Annotated in this window: 18 protein-coding genes; 3 read left to right on the forward strand and 15 right to left on the reverse strand. The window is 68.9% G+C overall.

What is annotated here, in order from left to right:
• Nucleotides 1-309: 309 nt before the first annotated feature.
• The 10 genes from ACIA58_RS04035 to ACIA58_RS04080 all read right to left on the reverse strand — a co-directional run bounded on the left by ACIA58_RS04035 (nucleotide 310) and on the right by ACIA58_RS04080 (nucleotide 8,416).
• Nucleotides 310-741 (reverse strand): MarR family winged helix-turn-helix transcriptional regulator, encoded by a 432-nt coding sequence (locus ACIA58_RS04035; protein ID WP_396402096.1) that lies wholly within the window; start codon nucleotides 739-741, stop codon nucleotides 310-312.
• A 22-nt stretch (nucleotides 742-763) separates the two neighbouring features.
• Nucleotides 764-1,462 (reverse strand): MgtC/SapB family protein, encoded by a 699-nt coding sequence (locus tag ACIA58_RS04040; protein ID WP_396402097.1) that lies wholly within the window; start codon nucleotides 1,460-1,462, stop codon nucleotides 764-766.
• A 22-nt stretch (nucleotides 1,463-1,484) separates the two neighbouring features.
• The gene (locus ACIA58_RS04045; RefSeq protein WP_396402098.1) at nucleotides 1,485-2,504 is read right to left on the reverse strand and encodes a 2-hydroxyacid dehydrogenase; all 1,020 of its coding nucleotides are present in this window, start codon (nucleotides 2,502-2,504) and stop codon (nucleotides 1,485-1,487) included.
• The gene (locus ACIA58_RS04050; protein WP_396402099.1) at nucleotides 2,501-3,961 is read right to left on the reverse strand and encodes an FGGY family carbohydrate kinase; all 1,461 of its coding nucleotides are present in this window, start codon (nucleotides 3,959-3,961) and stop codon (nucleotides 2,501-2,503) included. Before ACIA58_RS04050 ends, ACIA58_RS04045 begins: the two co-directional genes overlap by 4 nt.
• A gap of 12 nt (nucleotides 3,962-3,973) precedes the next feature.
• A complete protein-coding gene (locus ACIA58_RS04055; protein ID WP_396402100.1) occupies nucleotides 3,974-4,774 on the reverse strand; it encodes a DeoR/GlpR family DNA-binding transcription regulator in 801 nt (266 codons plus the stop codon).
• On the reverse strand, nucleotides 4,771-5,388 hold the full coding sequence (locus ACIA58_RS04060; RefSeq protein WP_396402101.1) for a histidine phosphatase family protein: 618 nt from the start codon (nucleotides 5,386-5,388) through the stop codon (nucleotides 4,771-4,773). Before ACIA58_RS04060 ends, ACIA58_RS04055 begins: the two co-directional genes overlap by 4 nt.
• Complete coding sequence (locus tag ACIA58_RS04065; protein ID WP_396402102.1) at nucleotides 5,385-6,743, reverse strand: FGGY-family carbohydrate kinase; 1,359 nt, start codon at nucleotides 6,741-6,743, stop codon at nucleotides 5,385-5,387. Before ACIA58_RS04065 ends, ACIA58_RS04060 begins: the two co-directional genes overlap by 4 nt.
• A gap of 137 nt (nucleotides 6,744-6,880) precedes the next feature.
• Nucleotides 6,881-7,114, reverse strand: a complete 234-nt coding sequence (locus ACIA58_RS04070) for a hypothetical protein (RefSeq protein ID WP_396402103.1) — start codon at nucleotides 7,112-7,114, stop codon at nucleotides 6,881-6,883.
• Between the two features lie 311 nt (nucleotides 7,115-7,425).
• Nucleotides 7,426-8,094, reverse strand: a complete 669-nt coding sequence (locus tag ACIA58_RS04075; protein ID WP_396402104.1) for an excalibur calcium-binding domain-containing protein — start codon at nucleotides 8,092-8,094, stop codon at nucleotides 7,426-7,428.
• A gap of 76 nt (nucleotides 8,095-8,170) precedes the next feature.
• On the reverse strand, nucleotides 8,171-8,416 hold the full coding sequence (locus ACIA58_RS04080; protein WP_396402105.1) for a hypothetical protein: 246 nt from the start codon (nucleotides 8,414-8,416) through the stop codon (nucleotides 8,171-8,173).
• Between the two features lie 109 nt (nucleotides 8,417-8,525).
• On the opposite strand from ACIA58_RS04080, the gene ACIA58_RS04085 reads away from it, so the two are divergent.
• A complete protein-coding gene (locus ACIA58_RS04085) occupies nucleotides 8,526-8,732 on the forward strand; it encodes a hypothetical protein (protein ID WP_396402106.1) in 207 nt (68 codons plus the stop codon).
• A 120-nt stretch (nucleotides 8,733-8,852) separates the two neighbouring features.
• Entirely contained in the window at nucleotides 8,853-10,262 is a 1,410-nt protein-coding gene (locus ACIA58_RS04090; RefSeq protein WP_396402107.1) for a glycoside hydrolase family 43 protein, read from the forward strand.
• On the opposite strand, the gene ACIA58_RS04095 is transcribed toward ACIA58_RS04090, so the two are convergent.
• From ACIA58_RS04095 to ACIA58_RS04115, 5 genes are read right to left on the reverse strand one after another with little or no spacing between them, the layout of a single operon-like run.
• On the reverse strand, nucleotides 10,259-11,044 hold the full coding sequence (locus ACIA58_RS04095; RefSeq protein ID WP_396402108.1) for a hypothetical protein: 786 nt from the start codon (nucleotides 11,042-11,044) through the stop codon (nucleotides 10,259-10,261). The two genes, ACIA58_RS04090 and ACIA58_RS04095, sit on opposite strands and share 4 nt — an antisense overlap.
• 48 nt (nucleotides 11,045-11,092) lie before the next feature.
• Nucleotides 11,093-14,842, reverse strand: coding sequence for a hypothetical protein (locus ACIA58_RS04100; protein ID WP_396402109.1), 3,750 nt, complete (start codon nucleotides 14,840-14,842; stop codon nucleotides 11,093-11,095).
• Nucleotides 14,843-14,844: 2 nt separating this feature from the next.
• Nucleotides 14,845-15,666 (reverse strand): carbohydrate ABC transporter permease, encoded by an 822-nt coding sequence (locus ACIA58_RS04105; protein ID WP_396402110.1) that lies wholly within the window; start codon nucleotides 15,664-15,666, stop codon nucleotides 14,845-14,847.
• Nucleotides 15,663-16,592: a carbohydrate ABC transporter permease gene (locus tag ACIA58_RS04110; RefSeq protein WP_396402111.1), complete on the reverse strand. Its 930-nt coding sequence runs from the start codon at nucleotides 16,590-16,592 to the stop codon at nucleotides 15,663-15,665. Before ACIA58_RS04110 ends, ACIA58_RS04105 begins: the two co-directional genes overlap by 4 nt.
• Entirely contained in the window at nucleotides 16,589-17,884 is a 1,296-nt protein-coding gene (locus ACIA58_RS04115; RefSeq protein WP_396402112.1) for an extracellular solute-binding protein, read from the reverse strand. Before ACIA58_RS04115 ends, ACIA58_RS04110 begins: the two co-directional genes overlap by 4 nt.
• Nucleotides 17,885-18,185: 301 nt before the next feature.
• Here ACIA58_RS04115 and ACIA58_RS04120 point away from each other — a divergent pair, with 301 nt between their 5' ends.
• Complete coding sequence (locus tag ACIA58_RS04120; protein WP_396402113.1) at nucleotides 18,186-18,899, forward strand: hypothetical protein; 714 nt, start codon at nucleotides 18,186-18,188, stop codon at nucleotides 18,897-18,899.
• The last annotated feature ends 52 nt before the right edge of the window (nucleotides 18,900-18,951 follow it).

Below are 18,951 nucleotides of genomic sequence, written 5' to 3' on the forward strand. Positions count from 1 at the left end.
ATGGCGCGGATGGCGCGGATGGCGCGGATGGCGCGGATGGCGCGGATGGCGCGGATGGCGCGGATGGCGCGGATGGCGCGGATGGCGCGGATGGCGCGGATGGCGCCCGCAGCGCGGGGAGCGCGGATGGCGCCATCTGAGGGGTTGACCCCGCAGTTGGTGGGTTCGGAACCCCGACTCCCAGGGGCCAACCCACAATCTGAGGGGTCAACCCCTCAGATGCCGACCGCCTGGCTTGAGCCGGCGCGGGTGGCGCGGGTGGTGCGGGTGGTGCGGGTGGCGCGGGTGGGATGGGCGGGGGGTCGGGGGTCACTCCGGTACCTCGGAGAGCTGGTTCATGAGGCGGGCGGCCAGGTGGAGGAGGTCCTGCTCGGTGGGGGTCAGGGTGGCGTCCATGGCTTTCGCGAGAAAGGTGTCGCGACGCCGGCGGTCGTCCCGGACCAGGGTGGCGCCGGTAGCCGTGATCTCGAGGAGGACCTGACGACGGTCAGCGGGATTATCAGCACGACTGATGAAACCGCCGGTGACCAGATCCGTCGTGGCGCGCATCATGGTCTGCGGGGTGACGCGCTCGGCGGCGGCCAGGTCGGCGTTGGTCATCGGCCCCTCGCGCTCCAACCATCCGAGCACGTTCAACTGGGAATAGCTGAGCTGACCCTCGGGGCGCTCCTGACGCAGCCTGCGCACCAGCCGGAACAGGCTGGTGCGGATCTCGTGCGCGGCGTCGTCAGAAGCGCTCATACCATCAGCTTAGCTGATGATCTCAATCCTCGTCGTCGTCGTTCCGCAACCGCACCCCGGTGACCCCGTCGAGGTCGTCCAGCGCGACCACCAGATCCTGCAACGGTGGTCGCCCGGTGAATCGCATCGATGCACGGACCTGCGGCCGAGCCCCGTCCCCGTGCACCTCGGTCCCGAGCACCGACGCCTCGAACCCCATCGACGTAGCAGTCGCCAGGATCGACCGCAGTACGCCGGAACCGTCGTCGTAGCGCACCGTGACGATGCGGCGGCGGTCCGGCGACGGCAGGAACCGGCCGAGCCGGGCGAACGGGCCGACCGTGACCAGATGCAGGACAGTCGCGGCGACCGCGAGCAGCGGCATCCCGGCGCCGCACGCCATCCCGATCGCCGCCGTCATCCAGATCGTGGCGGCCGTCGTGAGACCGCGGACCACGTCGCGGCGCATGAAGATCACGCCGGCGCCGAGGAAGCCGACTCCGGACACGATCTGGGCCGCGATCCGGGACGGGTCCAGGTTGACCTCGGTCCCGAGGACGGCACTGAAGCCGAACCCGGAGACCAGCGTGAACAGTGCCGCGCCGGTGCCGACCAGCGTATGTGTCCGCATCCCGGCGCTCTTCTGCCGCACCTGCCGCTCGATCCCGATGATCATCGACAGCACGAACGCGATCAGCAGCAGAAGAAGTTCGATCCAGGTGCTGGATGTTGCCAGTTTCATGGTTCTGTCCCCTGTGCCCCGGCTACGCGGAGACCAGTCCTACCGGGTCCTTTCCAGCTAGGAAGGCCGCCACGGCCTCGGCCGCGATCGAGCCGGCGCGGAGGGCGGTCTGGCGGGTGGCGCCAGCCAGGTGCGGCGTCATCACGATATTCGGCGCGGTCAGCAACCGCGACCCCGCGGGAAGAGGCTCGGCCGGGAACACGTCGAACGCCGCGGCTCCCAGCTGCCCCGACTCCAGTGCATCGACCGTTGCGTCGTAGTCGAGCAACCCACCACGCGCAGTGTTCACCAGTACGGCGCCGCGCGGCATGGACGCGATCTGCTCCGCGCCGATCATCCCGCGGGTCTGATCGGTCAACCGGGCATGCAGACTCACCACGTCGGACCGCCGCAGCAGTTCGTCGAGCTCCACCAACTCGATGCCCTCCGGTGCCTCATCCACGAACGGATCAGCGACCAGGACCCGCGCGCCGAAGGCCAGCATCACCCTCGCGACCCGTTGCCCGATCGCGCCGTACCCGACCAGCCCCACGGTGGATCCGTCGAGCTCGAGCCCGCACTCGTCGTACGCATAAAGGTCGGAGCGCCACTCCCCCTGCTCCAGCGTCCGCTGCAGCCGCGGAAGGTTGCGCAGGGCACCCATCATCAGCGCGACCGCGTGCTCGGCGGCCGCGACCGCGTTGCGTCCGGGCGTCGACGCGACGGCGATCCCACGCTTGGCCGCGGCGGCAACGTTCACATTCACGGGCCCGCCCCGGCAGACGACCAGGAACCGCAGGTCGGGCGCGGCATCCAGCACCCGCTCCGTGAACGGCCCCATCTGTGTCACCGCGAGCTCGACCCCGGCCAGCGCCTCGATCAGCTGGTCCTCGACATCGCTGGCCTCGTCGACCTCGGCGACCCGCGCGTACGGCGTCAGCGGCCACGGCAACGTGACCTCACGAAACTCGAACGCGACGTCCGGGATCGTGCTGAGCGCCGCCGCGAGCAGGTCGTTGCGCACGAAGTGGTCGCCGGCGAGCAGAGTCTTGACGGTTCTCATCGATCTCCTGTGTAGATAGGTGCTGGGTCGGACCAGCGCGGGCGGGCCGCCTCGATCCGACGCAGGTAGTGGGCGTATCCCTCGGCGTAGAACGTGGCGCGGTCCGGATCCGGGTCGACCTGGCGGGTCTCGGCGATCCACTCCGCGCCGGCACTGTCGGGCTCGGCGGCCCGCCGTGCGCAGATCACCGCACCGCGGGCGGCGACCTGTTCGGCCTCGGCGGTGTGCAGCGGCGCGTTCAGTACGTCGGCGAGGATCTGGGTCCACTCGCTGCTCCGGGCACCGCCGCCGCAGACCGTCAAGCGTCCGCTCCAGCCGGCTGCTTCGAGGCAGTGACGAGCGGCGTACGCGATCCCTTCGCAGGTCGCGCGGACCAGGTCGGCCGTGGTCGTGGACAGCGAGATGCCGTCGATCGTGCCGCGGGCGCGGGTGTCGACGAACGGCGCGCGTTCGCCAGCCTCTGACAAGTAGGGCAGAACCGTGACGCCGGATGCGCCGGGTCTGCTGCCCGCGAGCAGCGAGGGGAGGTCGTCGGTGCCGACGCCGACAAGCGCTAGCACGCGATCGAGGGCCGCCGTACCGACCATGGCGGGCATCGCCCGCAGCCAGACGCCGGGGGTCCAGGTGCCGAGGAACAGTCCGGCCGGCTCGCCGTCGACGGGCAGCTCACGGGTAACGACCTGACACGCCAACGTTGTACCGACCGTCAGGAGCGCGTCACCGGGCTCCGTCACACCGGCGCCGGCGGCAGCGGCCGGAAGGTCGTACGGCCCGGCAGACACCCTGGTCCCGCGGGCCATCCCGGTCGAGTCATCACGCAGTTCGCCCACCGGACCGGCGGAGGCAACCGGCGCGAGGAGGTGCCGCAGCTCAGCCAACCCCGTTGCTGCGAGTGCCTCGTCGTCGTACTCACCAGTCCTCGGATCGAGGAATGGCGCCGAGGCATCGGACACATCCGTCTCCCGCACCCCGGTGAGCGCCTGCATCACCACGTCCTTGCAGTACGCCGCCGTACCAGCGCGCTCGATCACCTCGGGCTCTTCCGCGCGTACGGCGGCCAGCAGCGGACCCGATGCCCCGGGAAACATCCGATTCCCCGACCGCCGGAACACCCGCTCGGCGACACCGTCCGCGGTCCAATCCTCGAGGATCGAACTGGACCGCGCGTCCAGCCAGGAGATCGCCGGGCGCACCGGCGTACCTGCGCCGTCGACCAGCCAGAGACCGTCGCCCTGGGCGGTGATCGCCAGTACGCCGGGCTCCGTTCCGACTGTGGCGGCGAGTTCACCGACCACCTCGTTGACCGAGGCAACTACTTCGAGAGCCTCTTGCTCGAAGCGCCCGGCACCGCGGTGCAACAGCCTGGTCGGTCGTGATGCCACGGCCAGCGGGCGCCCCGCGGCGTCGAACGCGACTGCCTTGGTGACGGTGGTGCCCACGTCGACGCCGACGTCCATGCACTCCCCCTCCTAGAGTTTTGCGACCTCCACGGTCGCGCCGTGGTCACGCAGCGATGTGATCAGGTCCTGCGGGGTCTTCTCGTCGACGATCACGATGTCGAAGTCGGTCAGCGGGGCGAGCCGGTGCAGGGCGGTGCGCTGCAGCTTGGCGTGGTCGACCAGCAGCACCTTGGTCTTTGCCGAGCGCAACATCGCCCGCTTCACCAGGACGATCTCCTCCTCCTGGTGGAAGGCGTGCGTCGACGAGACCGCGGACACCGAGCAGAACAGCAGGTCGGTGTGCAGCGCCTCGACCGCCTCCGCGCACGGCATCCCGCCGAACGAGTCATGGGTCGCGGAGTAGATCCCGCCGAGGGCGAGCAGGGTGATGTCGCGGAGCTGGGCCAGCCGGGTGATCGCCGGCAAGAAGTTCGTTGCCACGGTCAACGGGGTGATGTCCTCGAACAGGTCGACCAGGGCCAGGGCGCTGGTCGAGTCGTCGAGCATCACCGACATCCCCGGCTCGATCATCGCCCGTGCGTGCCGGGCGATCGCGGTCTTCTCCGCGTGCGCGGTGTTCAGCCGGTACGCGACGTTGCTCTCGAACACGCTGGTCGGCTGCGCGCTCACGCCGCCGCGGTACTTTCGGACCACACCCTGCCGCTCGAGCTCGTCCAGGTCGCGGTGCACCGTCATTACGCTCACCCCGAACGCCTCGACCAGGTCGTTCGCCGAGACCGAGCCGTGCTTCACGACGTACGCCGCGATCTCGGCCTGCCGGCGCGCGGGACGGCTCAGTTCGGTGGTGTCACCATCGACATCCGATGTCATGCCTGGGTCTCCAAACGTAGTGCTGGAACGTTGTACGCCTCGAGACCCACTGTGCCGTCCTGCCACCGGAAACGCACCAGCGCCGCGGGACCGAGCGCAGGTAGCAGTCTGCGGTAGTCGTTCAGCCGCAGTCCGAGCACCCTGCACACGAGCAGGCGGATGAGGGTGTTGTGCGCGACGACGAGGACCCGCCGGCCCTCGTGCCGCTCGGCGATCTCCGCCAGCACCTCGTGCACCCGGTCGGCCGCGTCGGCGGGATGCTCACCGCCCGGGAAGTGGTCGACGACCGGGTCCAGCACGAACGCCTTCGCCACCGCCGGGGGCAGCTCGCTGAGCATCTTCCCCTCGGCCGACCCGAAGTCGACCTCCCGCAACCTCGCGTCGACGGTCGGCGTCAGGCCGAGGGCTTCCGCGGTCGGCGCGATGGTCTGCCGGGCCCGCAGCATCGGCGACGCCCAGAGCGCGTCCGGCGCGTAGTCGACGGCCCAGTCCTTCAACTGCTGCGCCTGCCGTACGCCGACCTCGTCGATCGGGAGGTCGGTCGAGCCGGTGTAGCGGTTGCCGTGATGCCACTCGGTCCGGCCGTGGCGGGCCAGGACGATCGTCGTTCTCATCCCCGGTACCCCCGGCGGTCGAGCTCCGCGACGAACTCGCCGTACAGGTCGTCGAGTGGTCGGTCGCGCGGTTCGAGGACGCGGTCCACGCGGACCATGCGGCGCGCGGTGCCCGTGAGATCGGTCCCGCCGGACGCGGCCAGCAGAGCCATCCCGTACGCCGGATCCGGTACGGCCGGAAGCTCGACGGGTACGCCGAGGACGTCGGCGCGGAGCTGGTTCCAGTAGTCGCTCCGGGTGGCGCCCCCGGTGAGCGAGACCGAGCGGACCGGGTCGGCGCCGAGCGTCTCCAGGTGCTCGAACGCGAGCCGCTCGATGAAGGCGACTCCTTGCAGCACGGCGGCGTACCTGTGCAGGTCGTCGGGGGTGCTGCCGAGGGTGAAGCGCTCGGCCTGGGGTGCGACGAACGGGAACCGCTCACCGGTCTTGGTCAACGGGTACGTGACGGCATTGATCGGGCCTGCGACCTCGGCTGCGCGGCCGAGGGCGTCGAGGTCGGCTCCGGGGAGGATCTCGGTGAGTACGCCGGCACCCGTGCTGGAGGCACCGCCAGGGAGCCAGCCGCCGTCGGGATGACGATGGCTGTAGACGGCGCCGGTGGGGTCGGTGAGCAGGTCGTTGCTGACGCCTTTCAGGACGAGCGTCGTGCCGAGGACCGAGTTCCAGGCGCCGGGACTCAGGGCGCCGGCGGCGATCTGGGCGGCGCAGCCGTCGGTCATGCCGGCGTGGACGGGGACGCCGGAAGGAGTGCGACCGAGTTCGGCACCTGGGCGGACGACCTCGGGAAAGGCCGACAGCGGGAGGCCGAGTTTGTCGAAGGCCGCGGCCGGCCAGGCGTCGGCGACCAGGTCGTAGCCGGTCTTGAGGGCGTGACTGGTGTCGGTCGCGACCGGGTGACCGACGAGGTGAGCGGCGACGAAGTCGGCACTGTGGACGACTCGGCGGTCGGCGAGGTCGTGACCGTCAGCGACGAGATCGAGGATCTTCGGCAGGGCCCAGGTGGGTTGCATGCTGTTGGCCCAGCGGTCCGGGTCGACGTCCACGATGTGGTCGCGACGGGCGGCCGCGCGCGCGTCGTCGTACATCAAGGCGGGCGTGACGGGCCGGCCGGCGCGGTCGGTGAGGAGGAAGGTGCCGGAGGTCGAGCAGATCGCGATGCCGTCGAGTTCGGCCGCGCCGACCTCGGCCAGGACCGCGTCGACGGCGTCGAGCCAGGTCTGTGGATCCTGCTCGTGGCGTGCGCCGTCACGATGGCTGGCGAGCGGACGTGTTGCACGGGCCAGAACGCGGCCCTTGGCATCGGCCAGCACGGCCCGCACACTTTGCGTGCCGAGGTCGAGACCGATCCAGCCCACGAAGCGCCTCCCAAGTGAGTGTTATCTAGGTTGATAACATAACACCAGAAGACGATAAGAACGCGCCAGCCCTCTGACCGAACGCGGACACAACACGGCTCCCGCAGCCAGTGTGCCTGCGGGAGCCGAATGGATGGTCAGGCGTGCATCAGCACCAGAGCCGGGTCGACGGCGGCCAGCTCGAGGCGGCCCGCGTCGACAGCGCCGTACGCACCGATCGGACCGCTGCTGCGGCGGCCGTTGCGGCTGGTCCAGAAGCCCCAGCCGGCCGGCGCCTCGGGCCACGCCGGGTCGGGCTCCCAGCCGATCGGTGGGCGCCACGTCTCGCTCGGCGGCTCAGGCCAGTCGGGTGGTGTGTTGAATTTATGCACGAGCGGTCCCTCCGGATTCCCCAGCGATCCGCTGATCACGAACTGCCTGACAGATCAACGACCTGGCGCGCCGAAGGTCACGGATAAATCTTCGTAAAGTTTCGTCCGGCGCACGGCCACTTATCTCACCACCAGAACCCCGGCCCGGCAACCGCTCTCTCACCAGCCGGACTGCATGTGCATCGGCACCGGCATTAGTTGCCTCATCCACAGCCAATGCGCAGGTTGTCCACAGCAACCGTCCACATATCCACAGCTCACACCCTTTATCCACAGGTAATTCTGTGGATACACAGCGTGGCGGGCGGTGCCTACTCGCAAGCGACACCGTCGTTGTCGCGGTCGAGATGCGCGGAGTACCCGGGATCGCCCCGATACAGCGGCGCTTTGCCCGCCGCCCGGACGGCCGCGCAGTTGGCGTAGTACGTCGTGCTCGACGGAGCGCTCGTCTTCTCGGGCTCGGTGCTCTGGGTGTTTCGAGCCAGCGGCACCGGTGCGGTGGTCCGCGTGGTCTTGCTGCTCGTCGGCGGCGCCGTGACCGTCACCGTGCGAGCAGGCAGCGGCGGCTGGGTCACTGTTGCCGTCGGCCCCGGAACCGTCTGCTGCACGGTGACCGGCGCCCCGGGAACCGTCACCGTCGTCGTCGGACCGGCGACAGTCACCGTCGTCGTCGGACCGGCGACAGTCACCGTCGGCTTCGGCGTCGACGAGAGCGCCGCCGGACTGTTGCTGGCCCCGATCGCCCCCAGGATCACGATGAACGCGATCGCACCCGCGACCCATCCCGCGATCAGCTTCACCGGAGGCTCAGCGCCGTACCGTCCGTTCGGTCCGCGGGCACGCAATCCGCGGGTGTTCAGCCAGAACGCCCATCCCGGCGGAGCAGGCGGCCAGGACGGGTCCGGCTGCCAGCCAGGTGGTGGTTGCCAACCAGGGGTCGGCGGAGCCGGCCAGCCCGGTGGTGAGTTGAAAGTTGCCATGGTGAGTTCCCCCTCGGGGGTTACATCCAGTCACCGTGACGATGTGTTACGGGCGCGCCCCGGGGGAGTCGCGGGATCAGGCGGCGACGGTCTCGCTGATCCGGTGCGGAAAGGTGCCGGCGGCAACGGCCTGGTCGAGGGCGGCGAGCTGGGAGCAGGCGAGCGCGATCGCGTCGGCCTGCGTACGGCAACCGTCGGCGTACCAGTAGGGATCGTCCGGCTGACGATCGTCCGCGTCGTCGATGTCGGCGTACCAGCAGTCGTGCCGGTAGTGCACGACCCGCACCTTGAGCTTCATGTGCGGTGAGACGCCATACCCCATCACCAGGTTCCTTTCGACCCAGATCGAAAGGGTGCCGCACCCGGAACTCGCGGTTCTGCGGTCTCGTCCCAGCCCTCGTCAGCACGACGAACCGATGAAAGGAATCACCATGGGACGTTGGGGAAAGGCCAGTCCGCAGGACCAACTCGAGGCGGCGCAGGAGCAGCTCAAGGGCGCGAAGCAGCACCAGAAGGACCTCGGTGAGCTGCGCGGGATGCCGGGTTACAAGGAGGCCCTCAAGTCCAGCGCCGACAACATCAACAAGGCCCAGAAGGCGGTCAAGGCGGCGCAGAAGGCGGTCCAGAACGAGCGGTGACCCCGGGTTCGTCGTGGCGGACCGTTCGATCCTTGTTTGAAGGGTTTACAACGATGGTAAAACCGTCGTACGACTGTTCATCCAGGGAGTTGGTCCGCCACAGCCCGGAAGGTGTCCGTCATGAGGTTCCGCCCCGTCCTCAGCACGTTGCTCGCCGTACTCCTGACCGGCTCGGTCGGGGCCAACGCTCCCGCCGCCGAGAAGCAGGAGAGCGCAGTGTCCTCGCAGACCTTCCGGAACCCGGTGAATCCGTCCGCGGATCCGTCGTTGATGTTCTACAACGGCCGGTACTACGTCGCGACCACCCGCGGCGACCGGATCGGGATCTGGTCGTCGCCGAGCCTCGCGACGCTGCTCGTGCAACCCGAGCAGGTGGTGTGGCGGGACTCGGACACCAGCCGCAACACGCAGATGTGGGCGCCGGCGTTCCGCCACGTCGGCGGCCGCTGGTACATCTACTACACAGCCTCGGACGGAGTGGACGCCAACCACCGGATGTACGTCCTCGAGTCGGCCGGCGACGACCCGCTCGGGCCGTACAGCTTCGAGGCGAAGATCGCGGACTTCGGCGAGTACGCGATCGACGGCGAGCCGATCACCGTCAACGGCGAGCAGTACTTCGTCTGGACCGGGCCCGGCCGGGGCCAGGGCGGACCGGCGCAGCTGTACATCGTCCGGATGAGCAATCCGTGGACGTCAGTCGGTGACCGGGTCGCCATCCCGGCGGACGGCGGCTGCTCGGAGGTCCGTGAAGGGCCCACCCCGCTGTACGGCGCGACGCGTACCTTCCTGACCTACTCGACGTGCGACACCGGCAAGCCGGACTACCAACTGTGGATGAAGAGCATCGCGAACGGCGCCGACCCGATGGTCGCGTCGAACTGGGTGCAGCACGCCGGCCCGATCTTCTCCCGCAACGACGAGACCGGCGTGTGGGGTCCGGGGCATCACTCGTTCTTCAAGTCGCCGGACGGGACCGAGGACTGGATCGCGTACCACGGGAAGAACACCAGCACCTACACGTACTCGTTCCGCACGACCCGGGTCCAGAAGATCAGCTGGAACGCCGACGGCACGCCCAACCTCGGCCGGCCGCTCGCGGCCGGCGCCACCCAGGACCTGCCGTCGGGCGACCCGGGTTCGTCGAACTACTGGATCAACGACACCGACACCGCGGTCGAGTACGCCGGCAACTGGAGCTCGGGATCGGGGTGCGGCAACCAGTGCTTCTGGGGCAACGACCACTGGAGCGGTGAGACGAACGCGACCGCCACGATCCATTTCACCGGCACACGCGCGGCCCTGCTCAGCGTCGCCGACACCGGCAACGGGATCGCGGCGATCTCCGTCGACGGCGGCCCCGAGCAGCGGATCGACTACTACAGCTCGATCCGCGTCGGCGAGCAGCTCATGTACATCAGTCCGACGCTCGCCGCCGGAGCCCACACGCTGAAGGTGCGGGTCACCGGCGACAAGAACCCGGCGTCGGGCAGTACGGTCATCAGCCTCGACCGGATCGAGGTCTATTAGAAGAGCGTCCCGACGACCGTCCGGCCGTTCACCATCACGAGGTGCCCGTCGTCGCGGAGCTGGACGACGCTGCCGGCGCGGCGGGTCTCGTACATCCAGCTGATGTCACCGAACTTGTTGAAGGTGTAGAACGTGCCGTCCGGTGCGACCGACCCGTAGGACTCCGGCCAGCCCTTCTTCCCGGTGCTCCAGAGGACGGTGGTGCCGTTCTTCAGCAAGACCAGGTTGCCGGTGGTCAGGAACTTGAGTGTGTAGACCCGGTTGACGGAGTACATGATCACTTCACGTCCTGCTGGGTCCGGGGCATGGAGCTGGCTCTGCGGCATCAGTGTGCCGATCACCATGTGCCGGTTCCAGACCGCCTTGCCGCGGGTGTTGTAGATCGCCAGGTTCCCGTTGTCCGGCAGCACCAGCTTGGCGCCGGCGCTCTTGATGCTCATCGACCAGATCTTCGTCCGGCCGTAGATCACCTGGAGCGTCCCGTCCGTACCCATCACCAGCACGGAGCCCGGCCGCCAGGTCCCGGATTTCCACAACGGCAACGACACCCCGCGCTGGAGCAGCTGGACCTCCCCGCGCGGCTGCATGATCAACGTGAAGACCCCGCTCCGCGACCGGATGTACTGACCGGCCAGCAACTTCTGCCCGGGCAGCAGCGTGTCCTTCACAGCAGACACCGTGGCGCCCGATGTGGGAGCAGCCTCCGCCGGAGCGCTCGCGAAGAACGCGAGACCGGCCATCGCGAGGCCCCCGGCGACCACAGCCCAACTCTTCTTCATCATGCAGATCCCCCTCCGTTCGATGAGCCCAGAACTTATCTCCCTGCCAGCTCAACCGGATGACTCCCGCAGTACGACGGGGCCGAAGAGGCCGGACACGTTCTGCCCGGCAGAGACGAAGTGGGTTGGGCTGACGGCATCCAGGTAGGGAGCGGCGGTGTTGAAGACCTCGATGGTGAGCGTGTGCGGTCCCGGCGAAATGCCGGCCAGCGGATAGCGGTACGGCGAACAGAACCGCGCCCCGACACTCACGCCGTCGATCAGGACCTCGGCCGTACCACGGACGCGACCGAGGTCGACGCTCGCGAGACCGCCCGCCGGGACCTCGATCGATCGGCTGTACCGAACCCCGCCGCTGTACTCCGCCAACCCCTGATCCGCCCAGTCGCCCAGCTCGATCGTCCCGGTCCCAACGACGACCCGGACCGGACCGGCGAGGACGGCGCCGCCCTCATGACCGGGCCTCGTGCGGACCACGAGGGACGCGGTGCGCGCTCCGGCCGGAACCGCGGCTGTCAGGGAGCCGCGGCCTGCCGCCAACTGCAGTCCGTCGACGATCAGCTCCGCATCGCACACCAGGTCGGCCTCCAGCCGGACGGCTCCGGGCGGCAGGTCGAAGCGCAGCTGTTCGGTCCGCTCCGCCGATTCCCGCGGAACCGCGAACGTGACGGGCTCGACCACGCCACCGGCCGTACCGTCGAGCCAGGCCGCCTGCGGGAGCGGATGCGGACGACGGTCGAGGTACAGATCGGCCAGCGATCGATGCCACGGCCGCTGCCTCACCACGCCTGCCGGCGAGTCGTCGACGTGGACCTGCCAGTCGTCGTCCGAGACCACCAGACCGTCCACCAGGATCGGGTACGGCCGCGTGACCTCGATCGCGATCGTGTTCTCGGCTCCGGGCCGGAGCGCGGCGGCCGCGTCGTACCGGCGTACCCGGGGAGTCGGCCGCTCGTACGGCAGGAAGCCGCCCTGCCGGCCGACCTCCGCACCGTTCACCAGCACCCGCGCGGACCCTCGAGCCGTGACGGTCAACCGGGTCTCGTCCGCTGGTACGACGGTCGTGCTGAAGCGGATCGTGCTGCCTTCGGCAGGCGGCTCGGTCGCGGCGATCCACTCGGGACGGCGGTACGCCGCGGGGTCGCGAACGAAGGCCAGATTCGCCCGCAGCCGCAGCTCCTCCGCCGGGGTGAGCCGCAGCTCCAGGCGATGTTCGCCGGCCGCCAGCTCTACCGGCGCGGAGCCGAACTGACCGCCGTTGTCGGTGATCGCCACCGGCCGCCCGTCGATCAGAAGCTCCTTGGCGGCGACCGCACTGACGACCGCCGTGGCCTGCAGATCTTCGGCGAGGTCGAAGGTCGCGACGTAGGTCACGGTGCGCCCGGCCGGCACCGTCCCGAGATCGAGGAAGTCTTCCGGCACATGCCCCTTCGGACCGAGAGCGTGGCGGTGAATGTGGTCCTTGCGGATCCCCAGCCGTTCGGAGTACTCCACCTGCACGCCGTCGATCAGACCGTGCGGCCCGAACGTCGCATGCGCCGGCTGCCAGTCCGGAGAATCCCCTACCCGGTGGTCGAACGCCCAGCGCTCGACCACAACTTCGGCCGACGGCGCCGAGGCCGGCCAGGCGAAATCACCCCACGAGTTGTCCAGCGTGGGAATCAGTGTGGACTCCCACGACCCCGTCAAGACCTCCACCGCACGCTCCGGTGCGTGAACAGCCGCGCTCTCCTGACCGCCCGGCGCGAAGACCACGAGCGCGGCCGGGCCGGCATCGAACGGCACGACGACCTCGGTGACGGCCCCGATCACCTTGTGCGGAAGGGGCTTCGACGTACCGTCGACAGGGTCGACCAGCAGTGGCGCGCCCGGCGCCTCGCGGACCCGCAACGTCGTCGAGTGCTCGTACCGCCCTGGGTCGAAGGTGTACCCGACACCGGCCCACTCGTGGCTGATTCCCCGTCCGACCGGCTCCCCCTCGATCCGGGTGGCACTCCATTCGGTCGCCGTGGCGAACACGACCAGCGCGCCGTCCACCTCCCGGGCGAGCACCGGCAACTCCGACTCGACTCGTCGCGGCAGGCGGGCCAAAGCCTCGGGAACGTCCGCGGCCGAGTCCACCCTGACCACCGGCTGGTTCGTCAGTTCGGCGGGAACGTCGCCCACCGCCACGACCAACCCGCCCGCGGCGGCGAACCCGGCGAGTCGCTCGGCCACCGGCGCCTCGAGAACAGTTGCTGCTGGCAACACAATGGCGGCGTACGCCTCGTCGGCCACGAGCAGCTGTGGTCGGGGCCCGATCTCAGCGCCGGTCAGCGAGTCGTCGTCGATCACGTCCGCGTCGATCCGGGCCCGGTCGAGCACACCCGGCGCGGGCGCGAACCAGGTCGCGTCCCCGACGAGCTCGCGGTAGACCCGTTGCGCGCGCTCGGCCCGCTCGCCCGGCCCGTCGAAGCCGAGATCCGCCTGCGCGACCGCAGTCGGGAACAGCACTGCCACATCGCAGACGTGTCTCCCGAGCGACAGAGCGGCACACAGCCGGGACACCGCGTCGGCGAAGAGCTTGTGGTGCCGCCAGTAGGGCTGGCGCCAGTCGGTCGACGGCGGCGCCCACTCCCACCACCCGGCCCGGGTCGTGTAGTAGACGGCATGCGGGTTGTAGAGCGTCGCGCCGGTCCGGATCCAGGGCAGCAGCCAGTCGTAGGTCTCCTCGAGCGTCCCGCCCCAGCCGGTCGAGTGGAACGCCTCGAGCCAGGTCCGTGGCCGGCCGTAGAGGTGGGCGAGCGACGAGTGGATCCGGGCGTCGCCGTGATGATCCGAGCCCGGGGCGCTGAACCAGCGATGCGTCCGGGCGTAGTCGGCGTACAACTGGACACCGGCGACCGGCTCGCCGGTCCTGGCCGGATCCTGCTGATCACAGCCCACGATCAGCCCGTGCTTGTCGTGCCACGCGTGCAACGGCTGGAAGAACGCTTCCTCGGCCAATGCGGCGCGCAAGGCGTGGTAGTCGCGGCGGACCCGGTCCCCGTCGGGTACGGCGAGATCCCAGAGCGCACCGAGCCGGTCCCGGAGGTCGTAGCCGTACCGGGCTTCGAAACGCTCGGCGAAGTCGGCGGACCAAGTGGGCACCGACGGCAGCTCGTCCTGGAACGATCCGACAACCACGCTCCCCAGGCGATCACCGAGCCGACGCTCGAACTCACCGTGTACTTGGTCCAGGAGCGCCCTGCACGCCGCCGTACCGAGATAGTCGAATCCGTGGTCGATCTCGTAGTACAACGACAGTCGCGACTCGGCGTCGACCCGCGCGCAAGCACCGGCGTCGTCGACGGCAACCGGGCCCGACGGCTCCACGGTTGCCGAGATCACCCGGCCGCCGGCCGGGCACCGTACCTCCAGCCGGCCGGATCCGGTCGTCGTCAGCCGCTCCAGCCGCCGGCCGGCGTAGGCCGGTTGCCGGGCCACCAGGCGCGCCTGGATGTCCGCGCCGGAGAACCCGAGCTGGTCGTAGAACCACAGCGACACCCCCAGCTCGGCCGCGTCGTCGCAGACGCCGAGGAAGATCGACCACCACTCCTCCGACAGGAACGGCGGGTCGTCGGCGTCGCAACCGTGGTCCGTGCCGGCCGGGGCGAGGTTGAGTACGACGAGTTGGTACACGCCGCCCGCCACGAACCTCTCGAGCTGCCAGCGCAACCGCTCTGGGTCGAGCGGTTCGCCGCTCCACCACCAGATCGGTGCAGGCGAGAACGCCCTGGGCGGATCGGCGAGAACCGCTGCCAGGCTGGGCGGAAGAGTCACAGTTATCCCTTCAGTCCGCTCGAGAAGCCGCGGATGACGTAGCGCTGGAGAAGCAGGAAGACGATCAGGATCGGCAGCGCCGCGAGCACCAGACCGGCCGCGACCAGCCCGTAGTCGGACGTGTACTCGTTGACGAAGGCAAACACCCGGACCGGCACGGTCTCCCGCCCGGATCCGCCCAGGTAGAGCAGCGGGGTGAAGAAGTCGTTCCAGATGTGCACCGCGTTGAGGATCAGCACGGTCCCGGTGATCGGCCGCAGCAGCGGGAAGATCACGTGCGCGAACGCCTGCAGGTGCGAGGCTCCGTCGATCAGCGCGGCGTTCGTGTAGTCGGCCGGCAACGACCGGATGAAACCGGTGTAGAGGAACACCGTGAAGGGCAGCTGGATGCCGGTGTAGAACAGGATCATGCCCTGATACGTGCCGAGGAGCCCCAGGTTGTTGACCAGCTGGTAGAGCGGGATCATCCCGAGCTGGAAGGGCAGGATGATGCCCACCAGGAACAGGATGTACAGGCTGTAGCTGAGCCGGCTCGCCGTCCGGGCCAGGAAGTACGCCGCCAGCGAGCCGAGCACGATGAGGACGATCACGCTGCTGACGGTGATCAGCGTGCTGTTCAGCAACGCGGATCCGAGCGACGCCGACCGCCAGGCCTCGCCGAAGCTCCCGACCGACGGCGGATCCGGCAGCGAGAGCGGCTTGTTGGCGATCTGCCCCGGATCCTTGAACGCCAGCGTCACCAGCGCATACACGGGGAACAGGAAGGCGATGGCGACTGCCACCATCACGACTTCCAGCACGAACGTCCGCGGACGGTATTTCATGCCGCCGTCTCCCTCGATCGCAGGTACCCGATCTGGATGAACGACACCGCTGCCACGAAGATCGCCAGGACCAGCGCGATCGCGGTGCTGTAGCCGAACTTCCCGTAGACGAAGGCCTGCTTGTACAGCACCGTCGACAAGGTGTCGGTCGCGTACCCGGGACCGCCGTTGGTCATCGCGATGATCTGGGTGAACAGCGTCAGCCCGCCGACTGTCGACAGCATCAGGTTGATCGTCACCGCCGGCGCGAGCAGCGGCCAGGTGATGTGGCGGAAGCGGGCCACCGTGCCGGCGCCGTCGACCATCGCGGACTCGTGCAACTCGGCCGGCACCCCTTCCAGACCGGCCAGGAAGATCACCATCGAGTACCCGGCGCACTGCCAGATCACGGTGAAGGCCACCGACCAGATCGCCAGCGACGGGTTGCCGAGCCAGTCCTGCCGGAGTGCGCCCAGGCCGATCGCGCCCAGCGCCGCGTTCAGGCCCGCGCCCGGCGCCGGGTTGTAGACGTACTTCCACAGGAACGACACCATCACCGGACTCACCACCACGGGCGCGAAGAAGACCACCCGCAGGGCCATCCGGCTCTTGATGTTGGTGTGTACGCCGAGCGCCAGCAGCAGCCCGATGCCGTTCTGGACGACGACGATCGCCACCGTCAGCAGCAACGTGTTGCGCAAGGCTCCTAACGCCTGGTCGTCGTGGAACAACTGCTTGAAGTTGTCCACGCCGACGAACGACCGCTGCGCCCCGACTCCGGACCAGTCGGTGAACGCGGACCCGGCGCCGGACAGCGCCGGGTACAGCACCACCAACACGTAGACGAGCAGCGCCGGCACCGCGAACAACCACGGCGGCGCGATCCCGCCGCGGCGCCGCGGCGCCTTGACCGCGTCCTGCCGTACCGCTTGCGCAGTGATCGTCATGCGCTCTTCCGGTAGGCCTCGTCCATCTTCTTCAACGCGGCCGGGACCGTCGTCTTGCCGCCGAGAAGCTCCTGGACGACGGCGAAATGCGTCGGTTGCACCTCGGCGTTCGGCCAGCGCTGGTCCATGAACGGAACGGCCTTGTTGTCCTTCAGGTACGGCAGGAACGGCTTGAGCACCGGGTCGACCTTGGCGTCGCCGTCGGAGTACAGCGGCACACACGCGACGGCCTCGGCCCAGGCGTTGACGACCTCCGGCTGACCGCAGTACTCGACGAACTTCTTCGCCTGCTCGGCCTTCTTGCTCTTCGCGCTGATCGCGATACCGACCACCACTCCACCGGGGATCCAGTTGTCGGCGGCGACATCGGTGGCCGGGAACGGGAACATGCCCAGGTCGTCCGGCGTCGGCGACGCGGCCCGGAAGGCCTGCAGCACGGCGGACACCTGGACGGCCATGGCCGCCTTGCCGGTGCCGACCATCGACGTGGCCTGTTCGTACGTCGTGCCGTTCGGGTTGTCGTTGAAGAAGCCCTTCTTCTGCAGCTCCAGGTACTTGTCCATCGCGTCCGCCCAGCCGGAGTCCACGAACGACGCGCTCCCGGCGGTCATCTTGTCGTCGAAGTCCGGCGTATTCGCGTACACCGTGCCGGGGACAAGCGCATAGTCGATCAGCTGGGTGACCCACGGCGTCTGCGCGCCGAGCGCGATCGGCACGATGCCCTTCTTCTTCAGCTTGTCGCAGACCGTCAAGAGCTCCGACCAGGTGGTCGGGACCTCGACGCCCGCGGTCGCGAACGCCTTCTTGTTGTAGATCGCCCCGAGCACGCTGGTGCCGGGCGAGAAGATGAAGGTCTTGCCGTCGTTCTGGAACGCCCCCTTGAACCCGGTGGGGATCTTCTGCGTCCAGGACTGATCGCTGAGGTCGGCGAGCAGGTTGGCCTTGCTCAGCTGGACCATCGACATCGCGCTGCCGTTGCCCGGGTAGACCGCATGCACATCGGGCGCGTTGCCGGCCGCGAGCTGCGCCCGGAGCGCGGTCTGCAGCTGGTCGGCCGGCGAGAACGAGAGGTTGAAGTCGAGGTCGGAGTGCGCCTTCTTGTAGTCGTCGAGGGCCTTCCGCAGGCCGGCTTCCTGGCTGCCCGCGCCGATCACCTTGAGGGTGCCGCCGGAGGACGAACTGCCGTTGCCGCCGCCGCAGGCTGCCAGCGCGCCGGCTGCGGTGGCGGTGAGGGTGGCCCCGCCGGCCAGCTGCAAGAGCCGCCTCCGGCTGATGGACCGATCGAATGCCATGGTTCCTCCTGAGCGCCGACGTACCGGCTAACAATGTGAAGTAACCGAAAGATCGTGTTACTTTTGTCACCGGGACGGTACGGACGACCCATGGAGGGTGTCAAGGCCTCATTGAAAGGATTCAGTCCTAGTCGGTGTGAAAAGGTCTCCGCCGGGGGTTTTGGGCTCGTGCCCACCTCTCCTGAGAAGATGGCGACGTGCCCGTGACCGCCTCCCCACGTCCGGCCGGTACGCCGTACCTCGTGCCGCTGCCCGGCGGTCCCGCCATGTCCTCCCGGCCGACCTGTGGACCGGTGCAAGCGTGAGACGAGTCCTCCTGGCCGGCCTTCTGCTGCTGGCCCTGGCGCTCGGCGTCGGTGGTGGCTACTACACCGGCGACCGCCTGGACACCCCCGACCCAACCGCCTCCGGCACCGCAGGCCCCCTAGGCACCGTGTCCCAGTCCCCGTCACCGACTCCGACGGAGCCATCCCTGCCGGTGAAGACCCCGGTGCCGAGCAACCTCGACCCCCTGCAGCCCGGCCTCGACTACACCAGCCGCACCTTCACCGTCACCCCGCAGGACGAGCCCTCCGTCCAGCTCTCGATCGACGCCCCACAGGGCTGGCACCTGACGCGGGACCCGAAGCGGCCGCAGGAGGTGAAGTACCTGGACGACCGCAAGGAGCGCGGGGTCCGGGTCGAGGCCATCGAGCCGGTTGACACGACGCCGGCCGACGAGATGGCCCAGCTCATCGTCGACCTGAAGAAGAGCCAGGCCCCGGAGAACGACGTCCAGATCGTCAGCCACACCACCGACGTGGTCGACGGCGAGGACGGCGACGCCCGCCCGGTCGCGACACTGATCTACACCTACATCCCGGGCAAGACGCTCCGCTACGTGATCGTCCGCTGGATCGCGATCGACGGGCAGCTGACGAACGTCGAGATGAGCATCACCGGCATCCCCGAGGACGCCGCGGCCCTGGACGAGGTGCTCCAGCACGCCACGACCTCGGTCCACGAAGTGGGCTGATCGCTTTCACGGAATCGTTACGCGGGAGCATGCAACCTGAGAGTGGACTCAG

Origin of the sequence: Kribbella sp. NPDC051586, assembly GCF_044453965.1 — a bacterium.
Classification (GTDB): Bacteria; Actinomycetota; Actinomycetes; order Propionibacteriales; family Kribbellaceae; genus Kribbella.

Excerpts from the sequence above, each read along its gene's own strand:
- ACIA58_RS04075 (WP_396402104.1), bottom strand. The coding sequence starts at position 8,094 with ATGGCAACTTTCAACTCACCACCGGGCTGGCCGGCTCCGCCGACCCCT.
- ACIA58_RS04105 (WP_396402110.1), bottom strand. The coding sequence starts at position 15,666 with ATGAAATACCGTCCGCGGACGTTCGTGCTGGAAGTCGTGATGGTGGCA.
- ACIA58_RS04045 (WP_396402098.1), bottom strand. The coding sequence starts at position 2,504 with ATGAGAACCGTCAAGACTCTGCTCGCCGGCGACCACTTCGTGCGCAAC.
- ACIA58_RS04055 (WP_396402100.1), bottom strand. The coding sequence starts at position 4,774 with ATGACATCGGATGTCGATGGTGACACCACCGAACTGAGCCGTCCCGCG.
- ACIA58_RS04050 (WP_396402099.1), bottom strand. The coding sequence starts at position 3,961 with ATGGACGTCGGCGTCGACGTGGGCACCACCGTCACCAAGGCAGTCGCG.
- ACIA58_RS04080 (WP_396402105.1), bottom strand. The coding sequence starts at position 8,416 with ATGGGGTATGGCGTCTCACCGCACATGAAGCTCAAGGTGCGGGTCGTG.
- ACIA58_RS04115 (WP_396402112.1), bottom strand. The coding sequence starts at position 17,884 with ATGGCATTCGATCGGTCCATCAGCCGGAGGCGGCTCTTGCAGCTGGCC.
- ACIA58_RS04095 (WP_396402108.1), bottom strand. The coding sequence starts at position 11,044 with ATGATGAAGAAGAGTTGGGCTGTGGTCGCCGGGGGCCTCGCGATGGCC.
- ACIA58_RS04040 (WP_396402097.1), bottom strand. The coding sequence starts at position 1,462 with ATGAAACTGGCAACATCCAGCACCTGGATCGAACTTCTTCTGCTGCTG.
- ACIA58_RS04090 (WP_396402107.1), top strand. The coding sequence starts at position 8,853 with ATGAGGTTCCGCCCCGTCCTCAGCACGTTGCTCGCCGTACTCCTGACC.
- ACIA58_RS04110 (WP_396402111.1), bottom strand. The coding sequence starts at position 16,592 with ATGACGATCACTGCGCAAGCGGTACGGCAGGACGCGGTCAAGGCGCCG.
- ACIA58_RS04085 (WP_396402106.1), top strand. The coding sequence starts at position 8,526 with ATGGGACGTTGGGGAAAGGCCAGTCCGCAGGACCAACTCGAGGCGGCG.
- ACIA58_RS04035 (WP_396402096.1), bottom strand. The coding sequence starts at position 741 with ATGAGCGCTTCTGACGACGCCGCGCACGAGATCCGCACCAGCCTGTTC.
- ACIA58_RS04060 (WP_396402101.1), bottom strand. The coding sequence starts at position 5,388 with ATGAGAACGACGATCGTCCTGGCCCGCCACGGCCGGACCGAGTGGCAT.